This window comes from Streptomyces sp. 2114.4 (genome assembly GCF_900187385.1).
Taxonomy (GTDB): Bacteria; Actinomycetota; Actinomycetes; order Streptomycetales; family Streptomycetaceae; genus Streptomyces; species Streptomyces mooreae.
Window position 1 is genome coordinate 26,606 of record NZ_FYEY01000002.1, and the last position, 18,259, is coordinate 44,864.

The window sequence follows — 18,259 nt, forward strand, 5'->3', positions numbered from 1 at the left end:
CCTGGGTTAGAGGGCGGGACCGGGGGCTTCCGGTCCCGCCCGCCGCATTGGGCGGTTAGCCCTGGCGGAGCCATTCGCGGTCGAGGTGGCTCATGTCGAGCGCGGCCCTGGCGAACGCTTCCTGGATGCCGCCGTGGGTGGTGTGGGCCTGGATGGCTGCGGCGTTGGCGGACTTGGCGGTGTTGCCGCCGGCGGAGGCGTAGGCGATGGCCGCTTCGGAGACGCCGTTCATGAGGCGCGACAGGTCGCGGGTCTCGCCGACGGTGGCGGTGTCGACGCCCATCCCGGCGATCATCTCTGCGATGCGGGCGGTGTCCTTGGCCTCTTCGTCGATCTGCTGGGCTTTGCCGCGGATAGCGTCTGAGGCGCGGGTGACCTCCTTGGCGAGGCCTTCGACGGCGGCCTTGAGTTGCTTGTAGGTGATGTCAGCCATGGGTGGTGGCTCCGTCCTTGTAGAAGTCCATTTCTCCGGGTACTTCCTCGTCGGAGTCGACGACGGCCTTGTACATGGCGCCGTATCGGGTCTGGGCGTTGGCGAGGACTGCGGCGCAGCCGTCGGCGGCGCGGACTGCGCGCTTGTGGATCTCTTCGGCCAGGTCGGCCTGGACCTTCGCCGCGTCCGCGGTCTTGACCAGGGAGGCGATCAGCTTCTCCCCGCCTTTGACGGACTTGGTTGCCTCCATGAGCGCGGTGGCCTTCTGGGACTGTGCCTCGGCGTGGGCTTTGAGTAGCTTCGTGCCCTCGGCGACCTTCTTCATGGACGTCGCCTTGGCCTCGAGGCGGCGTTCGAAGTGCTTGAGGGACCGGACTTCGCCGCGGCTGAGGGAGTTTCGGTCGGCGCCTTCGCCCAGCCAGACGGTGTCTGCGTCGACGCCTTTCACTTCGATGGGTTGGGGCTTGTGATGGTCGGCGCTGGTGCCGGCTCCGCTCACGTCCTGCTCCTTGTCTCGGGCTGCTTCCCGTGCCTTCTTGCGTTTTTCGTGGGCTTTGTCGAGCTGAGCTTTCTGCCGGTCGGCGGCCTCGGTGACGTCGTTCCAGCCGTCCTTGACGCCGTCGCAGTACGCCTTGGCGTGGGCGACGCAGGTGGCGGCGCGGATTCCGTCGCGGTAGCCGGTTGCGCGGGACTCCCTGGTGGTGAAGGGCTTGCCGACGGTTTTCTTTCCGTCGGCCTGCTTCCTGGTCTCGGCCTTGGACTTGGGCTGTGCGGTCTTGTCGTCCTTGGCCTTGCTGTCCTTGCTGTCCTTGGGCGTCTTGTCGGTCTTGGTGGCTGGTGAGTCCGGTTCGGGGTTTTTGCCGGTGGGCGCTTCGGCCGGGTCAGGCTTGCCGGGCTTCTCCCCAGGCCTTTTGGTGAGGTCGGTCTTGCTGGCCTTCCCGCCCTTGGTGTCGGCGCTGCCCTTGCCGGAGGTAGCCTTGGGGCTCTTGCCGTCCTTGCTGGCGGCCGCGGGGCTGGGCCCCTTGGCGCTGCCGCCGTTGGTGGAGGTGCCGTTTTTGCCGCTGCTTCCGGTCGGGCCGGTAGTGCCGTTCTTGCTGCCGCTCGCCCCGCCACCGTGGTGGTGGTCCTTGCCCTTGGTCAGGTCGGCCTTGGAGGGCTTCGGGTCGCGTCCGCTGCTTCCGTCTGTCTTGGGGCACTTGGGGGCGGCGCCACCGCGGCCGCTACTGCTGCTGTCGCCGTCGCCGCCGGCAGACCCGCCCGCCCCGCGTCCGCCAGTTCCCGATCCGGAGCCGGCACCGCCCCCAGACCGTCCCGCCGGGCCCTTGTGGGCGTGTCCGTTGGAATTCCCCTGGCTCTTCACCGGCCCCTTGGCTGGCCCCTTCCCGGATGCGCCGGAGCTGCCAGATCCCCCTCCTCCCGAATTACCCTTGCCGCCGCCAGATTTCCCGCTCCCGTTGGATCCTGCATTCCCTTTTCCGGGAAGCAGGCCGCTGGAGCGGTTTACGGAAACCTGCCTGTTTTCCTTCACCTGATGCGCGGCGGCTTTCGCCTTCAGCATGTCGAGGCGCTTATTGTGCGCACCGCCGCCCTTTCCCCAACGGGCTGCACCGGCAAGGAGCCAGGCGCGCCAGATGCTTTTCTTGTCGATGGTGGTGCTGCTCTTGTGGCCGGGGCCGGCTGCTTCTTCGGTGCCGTGGTAGGCCGCGCTGGACGCGGCCGCGACGGCCTCCTCGGCCGTCCCGTCAGATGCCGCGGGTGCGGGGATGTCGAAGGTGGCAGGCCGGGCGGGCTCGACGGGGGCGAGCATGGATGCGAGCAGCCCGGAGGGGCCGTTGCCGGTGCTGGTGTTGGGCGGGTCGTTGGGGTCGGGAACGGCCGCGGGGACGGTGGCGGTTGCCATCACACTCCTCACTCTCGGTAGCTGACGTGGTTGCGGTGGAGTTCTTACTCCTCATCCCTCGGCCCGAAAAAGCTGTCCTGGCGGGCTCTAGGGGGTCGAGAGGAGGTCTTTTCGGGCTGAAGGAAGAGGAGTAAGAACTAGGCGGGGTTACTCCGCGTGCCCTTCTTCACGGCGACCACGAGGGCCACGGCGAGGACGCCACCGCCGACCAGGAGGCCCTGGTTGACGCCGCCGGCGCCGTTGTCGGTGGCGGTCTGCGAGGCGCCTGCCGCCTCCATGTCACCGCCGGCGACGGTGTCCGGGTACTGGGTCTGGCAGGCCTCGACGACGTCCCGGTAGGTGGTTCCGAGGACCTTGCCGACCTGGTCGTCGTGGCTCTTCACGCACGAGTCGATGGAGGCCTGGCGGGCGTTGGCCTGCTTGTTCTGCGCCTTCTTGTTGGCCTCGCTAGCCCTGTTCAGCTCGCGCATCTTCTGGATTTCCAGTGCCTGTGCCTTCAGCGCGATTTCCTGCGCTTTGACTTCGTTGGCGGCGTGGGTCTGGTAGCCGATCAGGCCGCCGCCTGCGATGACGGTGGCGCCGATTCCGAGGGCGACCTTTCCGCGCTTTGTCAGGCCGGGCTTTGCGGCCTGCGCGGGTCCGCCATAGGGGGTGTTGTCGACGTATTCGGCGGGGTAGTTCACGGGGAATTCCTTGCTCATCATGCGGTCGAATTCGGGGTCGGGGGCAGGCATTTCATTCTCCGTTTTCTCGGGCGGTGCGGGCGGCGGCTTCGAGGAGGGTCTGGATGGTGGAAAACTGCTGGTCGGGGAGGTCGTTCCAGGCGAAGTACTGCATGGTGATTCCGGCCTGATGGAGGGTCTGCTGGAGGTAGTGGACGGCCCGGTCACGGGCTTGGGGGGTGACGTGACCGGTCTTCTCCAGCACGTTCATGGCGCCGCGGATGCACAGCCGGCCGGTGGCGGTGACGTCGAGGGACTGGCACCAGCCGTAGCGGCGGAGTACGGCGAGGACCTGCTCAAGGTGGACGGAAGGGCGTTGGGGGGTGGGGTCCTGCCACAGGCCGAGGTCGGCGAGCAGGCCCCGCACGGTGGCGGGGAGGAGGCGGTGGGACCAGGACGGGGTCTCGGAGGTCACCGGCGGGAGACCGCGGAGGGCTTCGTCGACCAGCTGCCGGGTGGTCTTCGTGCGAACCGGGGCGGCACTCGAGGGCGCCGTCCGCGTTGTCTGGTCGAAGGTGGTGGTGCGGCTCATGGCGGCCTCCTTCCGGGGGTGGTGGGCGGCGCGGCGGTTACGCGTTGTTGCCGGTGACCTTGGTGTGGACGTCCTTGTAGAGGGCGCGAATGTCGTCGGTCTTCAGCCCGTAGCCGGCATCGCGCCATGCCTTCTCGAAGGCGTTCTGCGAGGGGGCCGGGCCGGTCTTGCGGAGGTCGAAGTAGAGGTCGAAAGCGAGGGTGCGCCGGTCGGTCTCGCCTGCGTCGGGCCCCTGGCTCGCCTGCGCCTCGCCCGGGTTCGCCTCGGGCGCGCCTTCACCTCGCCCTGTGGTGCGCCCCGGTGCGCCCTCGCTGGTCAGAGCGCTGATGTCGTCGGGCGCGGCCTCCGGTGCGCCCTGCGGGCCGCTGGCGGGGCGCAGGGACCGCAGGACGTAGGTCTCGTCCCGGGAAGGGAGGTTTTTGAAGGCCCGCATCCGGTCGATGCGGGTCGTGATTCGCAGCTCGATGCCGAGCTCGTCGAGGGTGTCGCCGAGGCCGTGGAAGGAGGCGTCGCCGGCGCGCATCAGGGCCTTGTTGTAGCGGTGCTGGCTCATGTACCAGGGCTTACCGAGAGTGGTGAGGGTGGCGAGCTTGTCCTGGGCGTTGCGGCGGCTGATGGACTCGGCGTCCGCGCCGCGGGAGCCGATGCCGAGCTTGGATTCGAGGCGCTTCATCCGGTCGCGCCAGGCACGGGCGAGCATCCCGTCGGACTTGATCTCGATCTTGCCGAGCTTGGCTTCGAGGCCGAGCAGCTTGTGCAGGCCGTAGGCGAGCATGACCGGCCCGACGATGCGGACCAGTGCGGTGCCGAGGTCCTCGTGCTCCTGGCGGACGACCTCGGTGGCGCCGACGGCCTGGGCGAAGACGAGGAAGTAGGCGGTGCGGGCGGCGCCCTTGTCGTTGAAGGCCCAGGAGTAGATGGACAGGCCCATGACGATGGCTTCGAGGACGAGGCCGACGGTCATGTGCCAGGGCGAGTCCATGTGGAGGCGCTTCTCGGCGAAGCGGGAGGAGGTGTTGGTGGAGAGGGCGAGGCCGGCGGCGACGACGAGGCCCATGCCGAGGAAGCCGGTGCGGGCGCGGCGCTTCTTGGCGTCGTGGGGCTGCTTGCGGTCGGTGCGGACGCGGGTCTTTGCGATGCGGTAGCCGAAGGTGAGGGTGAGCAGGGCGAGCAGGACGGCCCATGCTTCTCCGGGCACCTGCGCGACCGCGTGCAGCATCTGGGAAAGCATGGGCGGCGGTGTCCTTTCGGGCGCGGGGTGCGGGGCCCGGTGTCGGCTTCCGGGCCCCGCGGGAGGGGTGGTCAGGCGGTGAGCTTGTCGGCGGCGGTCTTGAGGGGGCCGCCGGCGGCGTCGAGTGCCGCGCGGGCGGTGTAGGCGGCATCCACGACGCGGTTGATGTCGGTGTCGGTCATGCCTGCGGGGTCGTGGGCGGCTCCGGACTGGGCGAGGGCGGTGTGGAGGTTGTTGATGGCGTTGATGGCGGCGGTTTCGGCCTTGGGCGGTGCCATGGGGTCTCCTATGCGGGGTCGGTGGGTGGGGCCCGGCCTGTCGGCTCGACCGGGCCCCGGTCGGTGGGTGGCTAGCGCCGGTACCAGGGCACCGACTTCTCGGTCTCGTTCACGCGGGCGTTCAGCTCGCGGTAGGTGTCGGTCTCGTGGCTGATGCCGGCCTTCTTCTCGGCGGCCTGGTTGTTGTGGAGGGCCTGCTTGGCGGCGCGGTGTTCGGCGCGGGCCTGCTTGCGTTCGGCCTTGCTGCTCATCGTGTTCTCCTGTCTCGGGTGCAGTGCGGAGGCTGGGGTGGGTCTCTCAGGCGCGGTAGACGGCCGGGCGGACGCCCGCGCGGAGCTCGCGGATGATCGAGCAGGGGCCCTTGGTCGCGCAGTACGCGTCGTCGGTGTCCGGCAGAGGGTTGCTCGTCATGCCGAGGCGGTTCTTCGCTACGGCGTTGACGACGCGCAGCATCTCGCCGCCGTTCGGCCGGCAGGAGCTGTTCCTGTCGCCGACGCCGTGGCGGTGAGCGCTCACAATGTGCTGCCGGGCCTGCCGGGCCGCCCAACGTCGGCTGTAGGGGCCGTTGTTCTCGCGCACGTGCCCGGAGTCGTGGAACGTGTCCTTGTGGCAGGCGGTGCAGTGGTAAGTGACCATCTGGGTCGTGTCGCTGTCGGGCAGCCACTTGCCTTCGAACTCGTAGACGATGACCTCGGCGCCCGGAACCTCGGTGTGCGCGAAGGCGGTGACGAGGCCGACGCCGTCCGCGATTGCTCCGCGGGCTGCCTGGTTCCAGAAGACGCGGGGCAGGAACTCGTCCCAGCCCTTGCCGTGGGGCCACTGTGCGTACGTGACGCCCTGCTGGGCATCGAACGTCGCCTTGCCGTCGACGTTGTCGCGCTTGTACTGCTCGATCTGCTCGATCGACCCGAAGTAGGTGGCGCTGAACTCCTCGGACTCCAGGAAGATCAGTCCGTAGCCCTCGGGGCGGGTGTCGTGGCCGTTGTCCTTCAGCATCTCGACCATGTCCTCGTAGCCCGGGTTGCCGGGGGCGATGGTGCCGACGAGCGGCAGCCGGTAGCGGTCGCAGCTGGTGACGTGGGTCGGGTTCGTGTCGCTGACGTTGTGCGGGGTGCCGTACGTGTTCCGGATCGTGGTGGCCATGTCGGTGCTCCTATGCGGGGTCGAGGTGCCAGGCGGCCTTGTCGGCGGCGGCCTGATCGGCGATGTGGGTGAGGCCGGCGGCCAAGGCCAGCAGCTGGTCGGCGAGGGAGTTGAGGGCGCTCTGGGCACCGTCACGGTCGTTGGGGGCGAGGTCCTGGACGGTGTCGCTGCTGGCCATGCCCTGCGCGATGAGGGCGAGGAGGCGGAGGAAGCTGTCGTCTCCGAAGAGCCGGGGCGCGACGGCGGCAAGGCCGTCGGTGTCCAGGTCGGCGTGGTGGAGGGCGACCGTGTTGCTGATGATCTGGTCGAGGAGGGGGTGGGCGCCGTACAGGCCGCCGGACAGTTCGTGGATCGCGGTGGTGAGGTCGTCGCGGGTCATGCGGTGCCGCCTTCGAGCGGGTCGACGAGGGTCTGGAATGCGGCGAAGGAGGCGTCGGGGTCGGCGGAGTGGTCGTAGACGTCGGCGAGGAGGTCGAGGGGGTGGATGGCCCAGAAGGTGAGCTCGATTTCGGCTTCGAGGTCGAGGTCGACGGGCTCGGGGGCCGCGGCGGCGGTCATGCCGCGCCCTCCGTCTTCGGTCCGTGGCTGATCCAGGTGAGGAGCGCTACCGCGATGGCGGTGAAAAGAGCCCCGCTGATCGCGTTGCCGGTGTCGTCGAGGGCGATCCAGCGCAGGGTGTAGAGGCTGCCGGGGATGGCGACGATCCAGGCCGGGAGGCGGAAGTCGTCGCGGAGGATGAGGGCGAGGCCGACGAGGGTGATGGTGGCGGCGTCGCCGAGCTGGTTGTAGATCTCCGCCATCACGCACCGCCGGCGAGGGCCAGGAGTCGCGGGGCCGGGGGAACACGGCGTCCATGAGGGCGGTCAGGCCGTCGTCGCCGGCCAGCCGGTCAGCGGCCTCGCGGTACACGGCGGTCAGGGTGCGGACGACGTGGTCGGGGAGCTGTCCTCCGCCGATCAGGTTCCCGGTGTCCGGGTCGCTGATGGCGTGGACTGCGGCCGGGTCGCCGAGGCTTCCGTTCGGGGCGGCGGCCATCGCGGCCTGGACGAGGCTGGCGAACGCGACGGCGTTCTCAAGCAGCAGCTCGTCGGCCTGGTTGCGGATCGGGACCACCGGGCGCGCCGTGCGCGGGCCGATGGTGCTTACGTGCGCAGTCGTGCGAAAATCCTGCATGTGGATCGTCTCCTGTTTGGGCAGGTAGGACGGTGCGCATCCGGTTCGGTGTTGGTAGCACCGGGTTGGACACACGGCCCCGGTCCGGCAATTGCTGGCCCGGGGTCTTGCTGTTGTGCTGAGACGACCATAGCGCACTTCCTTGTTCCAGCACAAGGAAGTATGAGAGGATGCGTAATGACCGACTCCCCCAAGGGAGAGAGAAGCGAAGAGAAGGGAGCCCCCGACTTGGTGTCGTTCGCTGACATGCCTGCACGGCTGGAAGCAAGCGGCCTGAAGAAGATCAGCCCCCAACGAATCCGGCAGCTCGCCGAAACCGACCCGGACTGGCCAATCCCCATGGACGAGGCCACGAAGGTGGGGCGCATCAGGGTCTTCGACTGGCACGTCCTCGAGCCGTACTTCACCAACCGCAAGTCCCGGCAGGGGCAGCGGACTGACCGGATGCAGGCCAAGGAAGAAGGAAATTCGTAGGCCGAGGCCGGCCAGGAGGGCGTGATCGCTCATGCCTTCCATGCCAGCACCGGTCCGTACCCCAGGAGCAGCGCCAGCTGTTGACAGTTCGCCAGAACGGAATCTGTCAACAGGTCAGGTCGGGCAGATGCCTCAAACCCGGCACCACGCAAGACGGAGAGGAGGAACACTCGCCACCATGCCGACCTTCCCAGAGCAGCTTCGCGCCCGCCGACTTGCGGCGGGGATGTCACTAGCCGACCTGTCCACGCGGACGGGCTACGACCGCACCTACTTCGCCCACGCGGAGAGCGGACGACGCACCGCTACGGAGCCGTTCGCGGCCGCGGTGGACGTCGCCCTCAACGCGGACGGAGAGCTGTACAAGGCGTGGGAGAAGGAAGACGCGATCCGCCGGCGCGACGCAGCAACGCACCGCACCCGGGCCGCGGCCCTCGCCATATCGCGGGACCTGTGCGCCATGGCCGACCTGGACATCAGCGAGCTGCATGCTGGCGTTGAGGCGACCGCGGTGGACTACCTGGGCACTCCCCCGGCGCCGATGATGGACCGCGCGCACGCACTGCGGGCCGCGGCCGCCGAGCGGATCCGGTCCGGGCATCACCGGCCGCAGGACCGTTCGGACCTGTACGTCACGGCCGGGCAGCTGTCCGGCGTGCTGGCATACGCGCTGCTGGACATGGGCGACCCGCAGGAGGCCCTGCATCACGTGGCGGCTGCTGCTCGGTGCGCGGAGTACGCCGGGGACGCGGAACTGGCGGCCTGGGTGGCTGGTACGCGCTCGCTGATCTGCCGGTTCATGGGCGATTACGGGCTGGCGCTGGACGCGATCCGGGACGGCTATCAGCACGTGGGGTCCGGGACGGGGACGGGCGAGGCCCGGCTCCGGTGCGGCGAGGCGCAGTGCCTGGCGAATCTCGGCGACTCACAGGCGGCGAACGCCGCTCTGGATGGCGCGGAGGACGCGCGCGGGCGGATCCGCCGGCCGGACAGCCTCGGCGGGCTCTTCGGATTCTCCGCAGCCAAGCAGTCGTACTACGCCGGGTCTTCGCTGATCTGGCTGGACGGCGGCCACGACGCCGAGCGCGCAGCCCGTGAGGCCACGGCCGCGATCGGCATGTGGCAGGCCGGACCCGAGGACGAGCGGTCGCTGGACGACGAGCGCCTCGCGCACGTCTACCTGGCCACGGCTCGCGTCCAGCTCGGTGACGTGGAAGGTGCGGCGGAGGCCATCGGGCCGATCCTGTCGCTGCCGTTGGAGGAGCAGATTTCCTGGATCATCAAGCGCGCTGATCGTCTGGCGAGCATGCTGTCTGCCCCGCGGTTCCAGGGCAACCGGACCGCCGAGGAGACGGTGCAGGCAATCAAGGAGCTGGCGGCATGACGAAGGGGACATACATGCGCGGACCGCCCTAAAAGGTGAGCGGCGACCGGTGTGGAGACCGATCGCCGCCCTGGATACCGGCGCTACCTCGAGTGGATCGCAGCTACGCCGGCATGACGCCCCATCCCTCTGCAAGGAAGGCCGTCCCTGTGACTGTACTTGTTGGCGATACTCTCGCGCTCCCCTGGAGCACTGCTGCTCACAAGGCGGACGCATGAAGGTGCCCGCCGACCCCAGAACGAAGACCCAGACGCCGCCCGTCGTGACCTTCGCGACCGGCGCTGACCTGCTCGTACGCCTCGGACTCGCGTCCAACATGAGCCGTGAAGGCGTTCGCCGGATCTCCGCCAGCGATCCCGACTGGCCCTTCGGCCCGGACCGCCCATACCCGTACTGGGAACTGGCCAACGCCCACGTGATGGAGACCGGCCCGTTCCTCGAGTACTTCCGGAAGAACCCGATCACCGGACGCGGGCCGGACAAGAAGCCGCGGGGCGCTCAGTGACCCGCTTAGGACGCCAAGGCCGCATCCGCGGCAGTCCCGGAAACGCAAAGACGGCCGGCAGTTCGCAGCTAGCCGGCCGTCCGAAGCGCAATACGACGAGTTCGCAGCTCGCCGCACAGTTCGCCATCCCTGCAAAAGAGGCGTTGATGAAGAGCGTACCCAAAGCAGTACTGGAAGTCCGTACTACCCCCAGCCACATGACCGTGATCCTCCGCACGGCGGAGGTGCCCGCGTGAAGACGCCCATCCGCCGCACGCAGCCGAAGTTCTCGTTCGTGCAGGTCCCGAACCTCGTCGCTCGCGACTACCGCCTTTCCTGGCGGGCCCGCGGCCTGCTGGTGGAGCTGCTCAGCTACCCGCCGGGCTGGGAGACGACGGTCGACGACATGGTCGACCGGGCGAAGAAGGAGGCCGCCAAGCACGGCGGCAAGGTGGAAGGCCGCGAGGCCATGCGCAGCGCGGCGAACGAGCTGGTGCAGTTCGGCTACATCATCCGCAACCGGTTCCAGGACGAGCGTGGCCACTGGCGGACCGAGTCTGTGCTGTCAGAGGAGCCACTGTTGACCTTCATGCTCCAGGAAGCTGTTTCCGCTGGTGGAGCCGGGGCCCAGGATCCCGTTTCCGGTGTGACCTGCGGAAACACTGCGTTTGGTGCTGGTCAGGCCGAAGACGGGTTTCCGGGCGTCGGTTTTCCGGCAGTCGGTTTCCCGGGCCGTATTAGTAATACGGAGAGCAACACAGACACGAACAAGACGGATGGGGCACCTTCGGCGCATCGCGCCCTGGATGTCCGTAGGACAGGTGCAGGTAGTAGAGGCGGATCCGAGGGCGGCTTCGCCGCGTCCGGCAACAGCAAGCCCCGTCTCACCCGAGAGCAGAAGCAGATGGTGCAGGCCGTACGGGATCTCCTGCCCCGCGACCTGGACCGGGCTCTGCCGGTGAAGACGCCCCGGAACATCGCAGACGACATCCTCGCCGGCTTGGCGGAGGGCACGCCGCGGTCGCGGACGCCTGAGCAGCTGGTGGCCTACCGGGTGCTGCCTCGTTGGGAGCGTTTCTGGGCATCGAAGTTCTACGCGGGAGAGCTGGGCAAGCAGCCGTTCGGCCCGCTGCGGGCCATGGTGACGGCCGACGATTCGGACCACGACCGGTGCGACGAGCGGGTGGACGTCGACACCGCCGAGCCGTGCCGGTCTTGCGAGGTGAGGAAGAGCGACCGCAAGGCCGACCGTCAGCGAGAGTCCGCAGGAGCCCCCCGGGCGCCAGAAGCGCAACCGTCTGTGCCCGTCCAGGCGGCTCCTGGCCGACCGCGGTGCCCGGAGTGCACACGCCCACTGATCGGCGCCACCGAGCCCGTTCTCTGCCGGGACTGCCGAGAAGGCGCGCTCGTCTGACCGACCGCCCGGCGGCCCGCAGCGTCGCCGGGCTTGTCAGTGCCCACCGCTACCGTCCAGTCCCGAGGGGGGACCATGACCGTCACGCACATGTACGCCGATGAACCCACCGCCCTATACCGCCTCTACGACACCCACGAGGTGCTGCTGTACCTCGGCATCTCTCGCTTCCCGAAATACCGCCTGCGCGAGCACGAGGACAATCAGCCGTGGTGGCACCTGGTCGCGCGCACCACGGTGGAGTGGCACGAGAATCGCACCGTCGCCCGCGAAACCGAGGTCCGCGCCACCAAGGAAGAGAAGCCGCTCTACGACAAGGAGTGGCGCCACAGCCGGTACGACCCCAAAGCCGGCTACGACGACACAGCCGACAGGCGCCTGGTCCGGGAGACGTTGACCGCCAGGATCAATGACGGCTCGTACCCTGCGGGCACGATCCTGGGAACCGGTTCCGTGTCCCGTGAGCTGGGCATCGCACGCACGACCGTCTCGTACATCCTTGGCCGCTTGGCTGCCGAGGACAAGGTCCTCCGGAAGGTGCACCACGGTCGCTACACGGTGATCGACTCAGTCACCTGACGGATCGCGGGGGCCTGCGGGAGCCGCCCCTCACCCCCCGCTTCGCCGAACCTGTTGTGTAAACACTCGAAAGGTGTCATGCTGTGAGTGCCCCGCCGGTGTTGAAGGCACCGACGGGGCCCAACAGCACCCCGCCTCCAAGTGACTTGGCGACCAGGCAAGGAGCCACCTTGCCGCACTCGCCCTTCCCGGAGGTAGACCATGATCAGCCAAAGCTCCGCCGCTACCAGCCACCCGAACGAGCCCAACCAGTTCGGCACCTACGCGGCACTCCTCATCGTCCTCGCCGCGCTGCCGCCTGAGCAACTCCAGCACTTGGAGCTCGTCTTCGGCGTCGCCCACAGCATCGGCAACCTGGTCCGGATGCACCTGGGCGAGCGGTGACGTAACGCCGGCCCGGCCGCCGGGTGACCCTCGGGTCGCCCGGCGGCCGGGCCGCCCACCTCGACTCGCGGAGGTTCACCATGTGGCAGTCCGTCATTGCGATCCTCGGCACTCTGGCCGGCGCGTCCGTCTCCGCCTGGTTCCAGCAGCGCGGACAACGCGCCGAACGCACCGCCGCCGCAACCGCCGCGCACCGCAGGGACGCCCTTGACGCCGTTACGGACCTCGTCACCGCGCTCGCCGACCACCGCCGCACCATGTGGCTGCGGGAGGACGCCCGTCTCTCCGGCGCCGACTGGACCGGGCTGCGTGCCGACTCGCACGCCACCCGGGCCGCGATCACCGCGCCCGCCGTCCGTGTCACCGTCCTCCTCCCGGACCTGGCCGCCACCGTCCAGGCCGCGGCCGCCGCCACCTACGCGATGCGCAACGCCACCGACCACGCTGCGCTGAACGCCGCCCGCGAGGACGCCATCACCGCCACCGACGCGCTCACCCACGCCGCCGGTGGACTCCTCGCCGCATGACCCCCTGGGCGCCGCACCCGCGGCGCCCGCTCCACCGCGTCGGGGTAACGAACCCCGCTGACCGCGGAACCATAGACACCCGCCTCCCCTCGAGGAGCCCCGCATGATCCGCACCACGTACAAGGGCCGCGACATCAAAATCCTCAAAGCCCGGCAGCCCGGACACGTCCGCACCTTCATCAACGGCCAGATCATCAGCCACGCCTGGCAGGGCACCGAAGTTCAGGCCCTCGACTGGTTCCGGCAGGTCATCGACAAGATCGACGCCCGCGGCCCCGGCAACAACCCCTACGAGACGTCGCCCCACTGGTACGAGCCCGGCACCTACACCCTCAACAAGTTCGGGCACGTCATCGCCAAGGACGGAGGCGCCTGCTGCTGCGACCTGTGCCTCACGTGGCCGGAGAAGAACATCCCAGTGGAGGCCGCCGCATGACGCAGAACCGCATGCCCCAGCCGAACAGTTGCCGCTGGTGCGGCATCGACCAGCGCCAGCACATGCAGCAGTGGAAGCCGCCCGTGGGCTGGCACCAGTGGGAGCAGCCCACCCAAGACCAGATCAAAGCCCGGATGCTAGCCCGACGCCAACAGAGGGGCAGCAAGTGACCGACGACCTGTGGCAGCGCAGCGACGTCGAGGCTGGCCTCCAGGAGATCCTCGACCGCGCCAAGGAGGCGTGATGTCCCTTCCGGCCAGCTACCTGCACCGGTGGCGCCCCGAGCAGCACCACAAGACCGGCCACATGCCCAGCACGATGCCTGGCCTCAAGGAAACCAGCCTGCGGGACACCCGCATCCGCCCCGGCTCGATCATCGTCTGGAGTGACCGTAGGGCCTACGAGGTAATCGAGATCACCGAACGCCCCCTCGACCTGTGGCCCCAGCGCTTCTGCGACGAGTGGGACCGGTACTGCAAATGGCGCGCCGAGCACATCGCCGCCGGCCGCCTGTCGGGACCCGGTCCTGATCGCGCCACGTGGGAGCACCGGCCCGTCGTTCTTGTCATCCGGCCCGCTGACAGGCCCACTACGAAGGCCAAGCACTACGCTGTGCGCGTCTCCCACACCTACTTCGTCCTCCCCGAGCACTACAGCGTCTGCCGCCTGTGCAACGAGGTCCCTCCCTGCAACCACGCCACCCTGGAAGCGACCATCGACCGCGAGATGGCCCACACGGACCGCCTCATGGCCATTCCGCGGGGCGCGTGCCTGGGGTGCGGTGAGACGATCACGTCTCGTATGAAGGCCACCTGCTTTCCCGGCCCGAACCTGTGGCGTCCCGACTGGGGCCAGGACTCCGCCGTGTTCCACACGCGGCAGCGCGACGAGTGCTCGAACGGGCTGTGGCGGTATGAGCAGCAGTGGAAGCAGCAGGGCTTGGACGTTCTCAACCCGCAGTCGCCCGCCGAGGAGGCGTGATCCCTGGCTTCGGCTGGGGGCACTCCTCGTTAGTCGGCTGGTGTCCACGGCCCGTCAGGGGTGGTGTTCGTCCCGTCGCACCACCAGCAGTCCCACTCCCCAGGGAGCCGGTACTGCTCCGTCCAAAACCCGGTCGGCTCGCCGTAGACGACGCACTCCGTATCGCACCATCCGCACACGAACTCGAAGTTCACCTGCCGCTCCCCTGTAGGTCTCCCCTTGGTAGCAGCCGAGGCGCGTGGCGGGGGCCGAAGCGAGCAAGACCCCCTGTTCCGGCGGCCGGGTTTCGGCCGGGCCGCCGCTTTCACGACAACCCGCGCCTGTTCGACTGACACCTCAGCCCCGGCGGCGGTACACCATCCCCAGACCGCCACCCGGCGGACGTGGGAGGGGACCGCTGGATGCTCACGATCAACGTGGCCGTGCTGCTCGCCATCATCGTCTTCGTGCGGCTCCGGCGGCCTGTCGAGCCCCGCACCCGCCTCGACCAAATGTTCGGGATCACGGTGATCCTCGTCCTCGGGCTGCTCCTCGCGCCCACCGCGTTCGGGCACAGCGTCCTCGGCGCGGTGCAGCAACTGGTGGAGGGCATCGCGAAGGCGGCTCACTGACCAGGCCCGGCCGCGCAGTCGCGCTTGTGGCTCGGCATCATCCTCGGCGTCGGCGTCGGCGTCGGCGTCGGCGCGTACGTGGGCGTCATATGGCTGGTGTCCAGCGCGTTCTGACGGGGTGAGCAGGGCCTCGCTAGGCTCCCCTCATGACCGACACCAGCCCCGTCGAGAACCTGTCGAGCGCCGCCGAGCAGATCCGCGCCTTCAACCACGCCAGCCGCCACGCCAGCGACGAGTGGACCTTCCCCAGTCACAGCTACGGCGCCCTCGGCAACCTGACCCACCTCGCCCAGATGCTGGGCCAGGCCATCGACCAGGCCACCCGGCCCGCCATGCGCACCTACGAGCAAGGGCGGCTGCTCATCGACGGCCAGGGCGACCCGGACGCCGCCATCGTGCAGATGCTGGCCGCCAGCGAGGATGCGGTTCAGCACGCGCAGGAACTCGCGGCCGCCCTCGGCCGGATGCACTCCGCCACCTCAGCCATGGGCGTCGACACCAAGGGGCTGCCGGGGCTCGCGGAGGACTGACCTCGCCCTGCCTGTGATGACCGCCCCCGGCCCTCAAGCCGGGGGCCGCTTTCGTGCTCCAGCGGCAGGGGCAATGCCCGCCCGGATCCGCGCCAGCATGGACGGATGCCAACTCTCCCCGCGCACCTCTCCGCCGCCCACACCGCAGGCCTCCCCGCCACCGCCACGCTGCCGGCCCCGCGGACCGCGACCACCGGAACCGGCGGGCTCGTCGCCACCGGGCCCGTCTTCGCCGGTACCGGATGGCGGATCACCACCCAGTGCCGCACCTACTGCCTCAGCCCCAGCCAGCAGTACACGGTCACGTTCCCCACGCAGGCCCTCAAGGACCGCTACGTCCCCTACCTGACCACCGCGGTCGGCCAGCTCGTCGGCGTCGGCGTGAACATCGCCATCGGCGGCATCGAGACGCCCGACTACTCCACCGTCCCCCCGCAGGGGCACATCCAGTACGGCGAGGCGTACAGGCCCGTCGGCACCGCGGGCTACTCCCAGGGCCTGCCCTGCTACAACACCGCCGACAACAGCGTCTGGGGCGGGTACGTGCTCATCGACTCGGAGTACTGGGACGGCACCTGGACCATCACCGACACCGTCCGCAAGAACACCCTCGTCCACGAGCTGTGCCACGCCCTGGGCCTCGACCATTGCAACTCGGATATGAACAACGACGGCAAGGTCACCAGCTACGAAACCGTCAAGGACACCACTGGCGTCACGCCGCTCATGACCAGCCCCAACGGGGGCTACCAGGACTCCCGCGCCGGCACCCTCACCCCCTACGACCTCAACGGCATCAAGCAGCTCCTCGCCAACGCCGCCGCCCTCGGCGTCGCCTGACCCCTCCCCGGCCCCAAACCGCACCCGTTGTCAGTGCCTGCTGTCACACTCCCGGACAAACACCCCAACCCGGGAGAACGCCATGCGCATCGACCGCGACCCCGCGCTCATTGCCTACCAGGCCGCGGAAGAATGCCGCGCCCTCGTCACAGCCACGGCCAAGCCCGCGCAGCTCGGCACGGTCGAGGAGGTGCGGGATGTCACCGAGGGCCTGCACCTGGCCGTGAACCAGCTCCCACAGGCCGCCCGGCAGACCGCGGCCGCGCTGCGGGCCCTCGAGGAGCAGCAGACGGTCAGCGTGGCCGGGGCCGGGGATCCGGGCGAGGACGTGTCCCTGGCCCTGCGGGCGCTCCTCAACGCCGAAGTCGGGCTCACCGTCGCCCGCGCCGCCCTGCGTGAGGCCATGGCCTCCCTCTCCCGCCTGAACGATGCCAGCACCGTTACCCCAGATCCGGGCGCAACCGCCGCACCGTGACATGCCGATGCCGCGTCGTCCCCACCTCCACCTCCACCGGCATCACCTGCCGCAGCACATGAAACTGCGTCCCATCCCGCATCCACTCCACCCCGCCCACCGCGTCACCTGCGACCTCCAGGGCCTGCGCCAGCAGCCCCGACAACGCCACATCCAGCGGCGTCGACAGCAACAGCCGGCCGCCTCCCACATCCACGACGGCGCGCTTCGGCCGGGACGCCGCACCGGTGAAGCCGACGGCCACCGCGTCCTGCGCCCGCGCGTGCCGGACCTTCACCCACGCCCGCCGGCCCGCCGCATACCGTCCGCTGGTCCGCTTCGCGACGATCCCCTCAATGCCCTGCCCGCGCAGGGCCTCCAGCCACTCCAGGGCCTCGCCCCGGTCGGTGGTGGACGGCACGGCCTGGAGGGGCGGCCCCAGTGGCCCCAGGACAGCCAGGAGCCGTTCGCGGCGCTCCTCGTACGGCCGCGCCCGCAAATCCTCACCCTCCACCGCCAGAGCATCGAACGCCGCGTACGAGGCGGGCAGTTGCGAGGCCAGAAGCCGGGCCCGCAGCGGTGACGACAGGGCCCGCTGCTGCACCGCGGTGAAGTCCACGTGGCCTTCCTGGTAGATGACGGCCTCCCCGTCGAGGACCGTGCCCGGCGGTAGCTGCTCGGCGGCCTGTGCGAGGTCGGGGAAGTGGGCGGTCACTGAGCGGTGGGAGCGGCCGGCCTGGAGTCGTGCGCGGCCTTCCTGGGGGCGGGCCACGATGACGCGGTGCCCGTCGAACTTCGGCTCGTATGCCCAGCCGGGCCCGGACGGTAGGTCGGTGGCGGCTTCGGCGAGGGCGACGGTCGCGGGCAGTCGGAGTGGCATGCCAGGGCAACGAGGGCCGGTGGTGGTCGTCACCGTGGCGTGGGCCGTACGAACACTTCACTGAACCTGTTGTGCAGACCCTCGAAATCTGTCATGCTGTTCTCAAGCAGACAACAGGGGAGCCCCGCATGGACACCACCCGCTACTCCGTCACCCTCACCCGCCCCGGCTACACCACCATCGCCCTCGGCCCCTACTCCATCCGCGGCGTCGCCGACCTGACCGCCTGGAACCTCACCCACCACCTCCGCGACCAGGCCGACGCCCAGGTCGACGTCGAGCCCCACGACGAAACGCTGGAACACCTCCCCGAGCTGCCCACCACCCCGCAGGAACTCGCCACGGTCCTGGCCAACGAACCCGCCACCACCGACCGGCTCGACATCTACGCCCGCCTCGCCGCCCAAGTCGGCGGCCCCGAGTCCCGCAAGCTGCTGGCCGACGCCTACATGCGATGCGCAGTCGCCCTCTGGCCCGAAATCGCCGGCTGACCACCACCGACCGCGGCCCGCGCCCTCACCCCCAGGCGCGGGCCGCCCCAATCCTTGCAACACCAGCAGGAGGCAGCGTCATGACACACAAGCTCTCCAGCCAAGTCCTCACCGCCCTCTTCGGCCACATCCCCCAGCACGTCACCGAAGCCCGCGACGACTTCCTCACCGCCAAGAACCGCTGGCGCTGGGCTCAAGAAGAACTCCGCCGCAACAACGGCGAGGACCCTGAGTGGACGCAGGCACTCCACGAGGAGCGCACCGAGGCCTTCCGCGACATGCGGACCGCGGGCGACGTCGTTACCGCGTTCAGCCCGAGCCTCGCGCGCTCCCTCTTCAACGCCTCGCACTGACCCACGCCGGGGCAACGCCCCGCAC

Annotated in this window: 29 protein-coding genes; 16 read left to right on the forward strand and 13 right to left on the reverse strand. The window is 69.3% G+C overall.

Translation table 11 applies throughout. The annotated features are described in order from the left end of the window. Nucleotides 1–55: 55 nt before the first annotated feature. From CFW40_RS35385 to CFW40_RS35435, 11 genes are all read right to left on the reverse strand, one after another. Entirely contained in the window at nucleotides 56–433 is a 378-nt protein-coding gene (locus CFW40_RS35385; RefSeq protein WP_088802583.1) for a hypothetical protein, read from the reverse strand. Beyond that, nucleotides 426–2,333, reverse strand: coding sequence for a hypothetical protein (locus CFW40_RS35390; protein WP_088802584.1), 1,908 nt, complete (start codon nucleotides 2,331–2,333; stop codon nucleotides 426–428). Before CFW40_RS35390 ends, CFW40_RS35385 begins: the two co-directional genes overlap by 8 nt. Before the next feature lie 137 nt (nucleotides 2,334–2,470). Further along, entirely contained in the window at nucleotides 2,471–3,067 is a 597-nt protein-coding gene (locus CFW40_RS35395; protein ID WP_088802585.1) for a hypothetical protein, read from the reverse strand. Nucleotide 3,068: 1 nt separating this feature from the next. Continuing rightward, a complete protein-coding gene (locus tag CFW40_RS35400; RefSeq protein ID WP_256331847.1) occupies nucleotides 3,069–3,587 on the reverse strand; it encodes a hypothetical protein in 519 nt (172 codons plus the stop codon). A 37-nt stretch (nucleotides 3,588–3,624) separates the two neighbouring features. Then, nucleotides 3,625–4,818, reverse strand: a complete 1,194-nt coding sequence (locus CFW40_RS35405; protein WP_088802586.1) for a hypothetical protein — start codon at nucleotides 4,816–4,818, stop codon at nucleotides 3,625–3,627. Between the two features lie 71 nt (nucleotides 4,819–4,889). Next, nucleotides 4,890–5,096 (reverse strand): hypothetical protein, encoded by a 207-nt coding sequence (locus CFW40_RS35410; protein ID WP_088802587.1) that lies wholly within the window; start codon nucleotides 5,094–5,096, stop codon nucleotides 4,890–4,892. Between the two features lie 71 nt (nucleotides 5,097–5,167). Next, the gene (locus CFW40_RS35415) at nucleotides 5,168–5,347 is read right to left on the reverse strand and encodes a hypothetical protein (protein WP_088802588.1); all 180 of its coding nucleotides are present in this window, start codon (nucleotides 5,345–5,347) and stop codon (nucleotides 5,168–5,170) included. A 46-nt stretch (nucleotides 5,348–5,393) separates the two neighbouring features. Further along, nucleotides 5,394–6,239 carry a hypothetical protein gene (locus CFW40_RS35420; protein ID WP_088802589.1) on the reverse strand — a complete coding sequence of 282 codons (846 nt, stop codon included), beginning with the start codon at nucleotides 6,237–6,239 and terminating at the stop codon, nucleotides 5,394–5,396. A gap of 10 nt (nucleotides 6,240–6,249) precedes the next feature. Further along, on the reverse strand, nucleotides 6,250–6,618 hold the full coding sequence (locus CFW40_RS35425; protein ID WP_088802590.1) for a hypothetical protein: 369 nt from the start codon (nucleotides 6,616–6,618) through the stop codon (nucleotides 6,250–6,252). After that, nucleotides 6,615–6,797, reverse strand: coding sequence for a hypothetical protein (locus CFW40_RS37480; RefSeq protein ID WP_088802591.1), 183 nt, complete (start codon nucleotides 6,795–6,797; stop codon nucleotides 6,615–6,617). Before CFW40_RS37480 ends, CFW40_RS35425 begins: the two co-directional genes overlap by 4 nt. Then, nucleotides 6,794–7,039, reverse strand: a complete 246-nt coding sequence (locus CFW40_RS35435) for a hypothetical protein (RefSeq protein ID WP_088802592.1) — start codon at nucleotides 7,037–7,039, stop codon at nucleotides 6,794–6,796. The genes CFW40_RS37480 and CFW40_RS35435 overlap by 4 nt, the downstream gene beginning before the upstream one ends. Nucleotides 7,040–7,589: 550 nt before the next feature. Between CFW40_RS35435 and CFW40_RS35445 the strand changes: the two genes are divergently transcribed. The 10 genes from CFW40_RS35445 to CFW40_RS35485 all read left to right on the forward strand — a co-directional run bounded on the left by CFW40_RS35445 (nucleotide 7,590) and on the right by CFW40_RS35485 (nucleotide 14,075). After that, entirely contained in the window at nucleotides 7,590–7,886 is a 297-nt protein-coding gene (locus CFW40_RS35445; RefSeq protein ID WP_256331846.1) for a hypothetical protein, read from the forward strand. A 178-nt stretch (nucleotides 7,887–8,064) separates the two neighbouring features. Continuing rightward, nucleotides 8,065–9,270 carry a helix-turn-helix transcriptional regulator gene (locus CFW40_RS35450; protein WP_179265984.1) on the forward strand — a complete coding sequence of 402 codons (1,206 nt, stop codon included), beginning with the start codon at nucleotides 8,065–8,067 and terminating at the stop codon, nucleotides 9,268–9,270. A 214-nt stretch (nucleotides 9,271–9,484) separates the two neighbouring features. Continuing rightward, on the forward strand, nucleotides 9,485–9,775 hold the full coding sequence (locus tag CFW40_RS35455) for a hypothetical protein (protein WP_088802595.1): 291 nt from the start codon (nucleotides 9,485–9,487) through the stop codon (nucleotides 9,773–9,775). A gap of 232 nt (nucleotides 9,776–10,007) precedes the next feature. Further along, complete coding sequence (locus CFW40_RS35460; RefSeq protein ID WP_088802596.1) at nucleotides 10,008–11,168, forward strand: hypothetical protein; 1,161 nt, start codon at nucleotides 10,008–10,010, stop codon at nucleotides 11,166–11,168. Nucleotides 11,169–11,243: 75 nt separating this feature from the next. Next, on the forward strand, nucleotides 11,244–11,747 hold the full coding sequence (locus CFW40_RS35465; RefSeq protein WP_088802597.1) for a GntR family transcriptional regulator: 504 nt from the start codon (nucleotides 11,244–11,246) through the stop codon (nucleotides 11,745–11,747). 201 nt (nucleotides 11,748–11,948) lie between these two features. Continuing rightward, the gene (locus tag CFW40_RS35470) at nucleotides 11,949–12,131 is read left to right on the forward strand and encodes a hypothetical protein (protein ID WP_088802598.1); all 183 of its coding nucleotides are present in this window, start codon (nucleotides 11,949–11,951) and stop codon (nucleotides 12,129–12,131) included. 80 nt (nucleotides 12,132–12,211) lie between these two features. Further along, nucleotides 12,212–12,658 carry a protein kilB gene (locus CFW40_RS35475; RefSeq protein ID WP_088802599.1) on the forward strand — a complete coding sequence of 149 codons (447 nt, stop codon included), beginning with the start codon at nucleotides 12,212–12,214 and terminating at the stop codon, nucleotides 12,656–12,658. A 103-nt stretch (nucleotides 12,659–12,761) separates the two neighbouring features. Beyond that, nucleotides 12,762–13,094: a hypothetical protein gene (locus CFW40_RS35480; protein WP_088802600.1), complete on the forward strand. Its 333-nt coding sequence runs from the start codon at nucleotides 12,762–12,764 to the stop codon at nucleotides 13,092–13,094. After that, nucleotides 13,091–13,264 (forward strand): hypothetical protein, encoded by a 174-nt coding sequence (locus CFW40_RS37485; protein WP_176956728.1) that lies wholly within the window; start codon nucleotides 13,091–13,093, stop codon nucleotides 13,262–13,264. Before CFW40_RS35480 ends, CFW40_RS37485 begins: the two co-directional genes overlap by 4 nt. A gap of 73 nt (nucleotides 13,265–13,337) precedes the next feature. After that, nucleotides 13,338–14,075 (forward strand): hypothetical protein, encoded by a 738-nt coding sequence (locus CFW40_RS35485; protein ID WP_088802601.1) that lies wholly within the window; start codon nucleotides 13,338–13,340, stop codon nucleotides 14,073–14,075. A gap of 29 nt (nucleotides 14,076–14,104) precedes the next feature. On the opposite strand, the gene CFW40_RS37490 is transcribed toward CFW40_RS35485, so the two are convergent. Further along, the gene (locus CFW40_RS37490; protein ID WP_176956740.1) at nucleotides 14,105–14,269 is read right to left on the reverse strand and encodes a hypothetical protein; all 165 of its coding nucleotides are present in this window, start codon (nucleotides 14,267–14,269) and stop codon (nucleotides 14,105–14,107) included. Between the two features lie 207 nt (nucleotides 14,270–14,476). Between CFW40_RS37490 and CFW40_RS35490 the strand changes: the two genes are divergently transcribed. The 4 genes from CFW40_RS35490 to CFW40_RS35505 all read left to right on the forward strand — a co-directional run bounded on the left by CFW40_RS35490 (nucleotide 14,477) and on the right by CFW40_RS35505 (nucleotide 16,531). Then, complete coding sequence (locus CFW40_RS35490; RefSeq protein ID WP_088802602.1) at nucleotides 14,477–14,686, forward strand: hypothetical protein; 210 nt, start codon at nucleotides 14,477–14,479, stop codon at nucleotides 14,684–14,686. Nucleotides 14,687–14,832: 146 nt separating this feature from the next. Next, on the forward strand, nucleotides 14,833–15,216 hold the full coding sequence (locus tag CFW40_RS35495; protein ID WP_088802603.1) for a hypothetical protein: 384 nt from the start codon (nucleotides 14,833–14,835) through the stop codon (nucleotides 15,214–15,216). A gap of 105 nt (nucleotides 15,217–15,321) precedes the next feature. Further along, the gene (locus tag CFW40_RS35500; protein WP_088802604.1) at nucleotides 15,322–16,056 is read left to right on the forward strand and encodes a hypothetical protein; all 735 of its coding nucleotides are present in this window, start codon (nucleotides 15,322–15,324) and stop codon (nucleotides 16,054–16,056) included. An 82-nt stretch (nucleotides 16,057–16,138) separates the two neighbouring features. Further along, nucleotides 16,139–16,531 (forward strand): hypothetical protein, encoded by a 393-nt coding sequence (locus tag CFW40_RS35505; protein ID WP_088802605.1) that lies wholly within the window; start codon nucleotides 16,139–16,141, stop codon nucleotides 16,529–16,531. Here CFW40_RS35505 and CFW40_RS35510 read toward each other — a convergent pair. Beyond that, entirely contained in the window at nucleotides 16,497–17,390 is an 894-nt protein-coding gene (locus CFW40_RS35510) for an ATP-dependent DNA ligase (protein ID WP_088802606.1), read from the reverse strand. The two genes, CFW40_RS35505 and CFW40_RS35510, sit on opposite strands and share 35 nt — an antisense overlap. A gap of 128 nt (nucleotides 17,391–17,518) precedes the next feature. Between CFW40_RS35510 and CFW40_RS35515 the strand changes: the two genes are divergently transcribed. Both CFW40_RS35515 and CFW40_RS35520 read left to right on the forward strand, forming a co-directional pair. Then, on the forward strand, nucleotides 17,519–17,881 hold the full coding sequence (locus CFW40_RS35515) for a hypothetical protein (protein ID WP_088802607.1): 363 nt from the start codon (nucleotides 17,519–17,521) through the stop codon (nucleotides 17,879–17,881). An 80-nt stretch (nucleotides 17,882–17,961) separates the two neighbouring features. Beyond that, nucleotides 17,962–18,234, forward strand: coding sequence for a hypothetical protein (locus CFW40_RS35520; RefSeq protein WP_088802608.1), 273 nt, complete (start codon nucleotides 17,962–17,964; stop codon nucleotides 18,232–18,234). Nucleotides 18,235–18,259 lie beyond the last annotated feature (25 nt).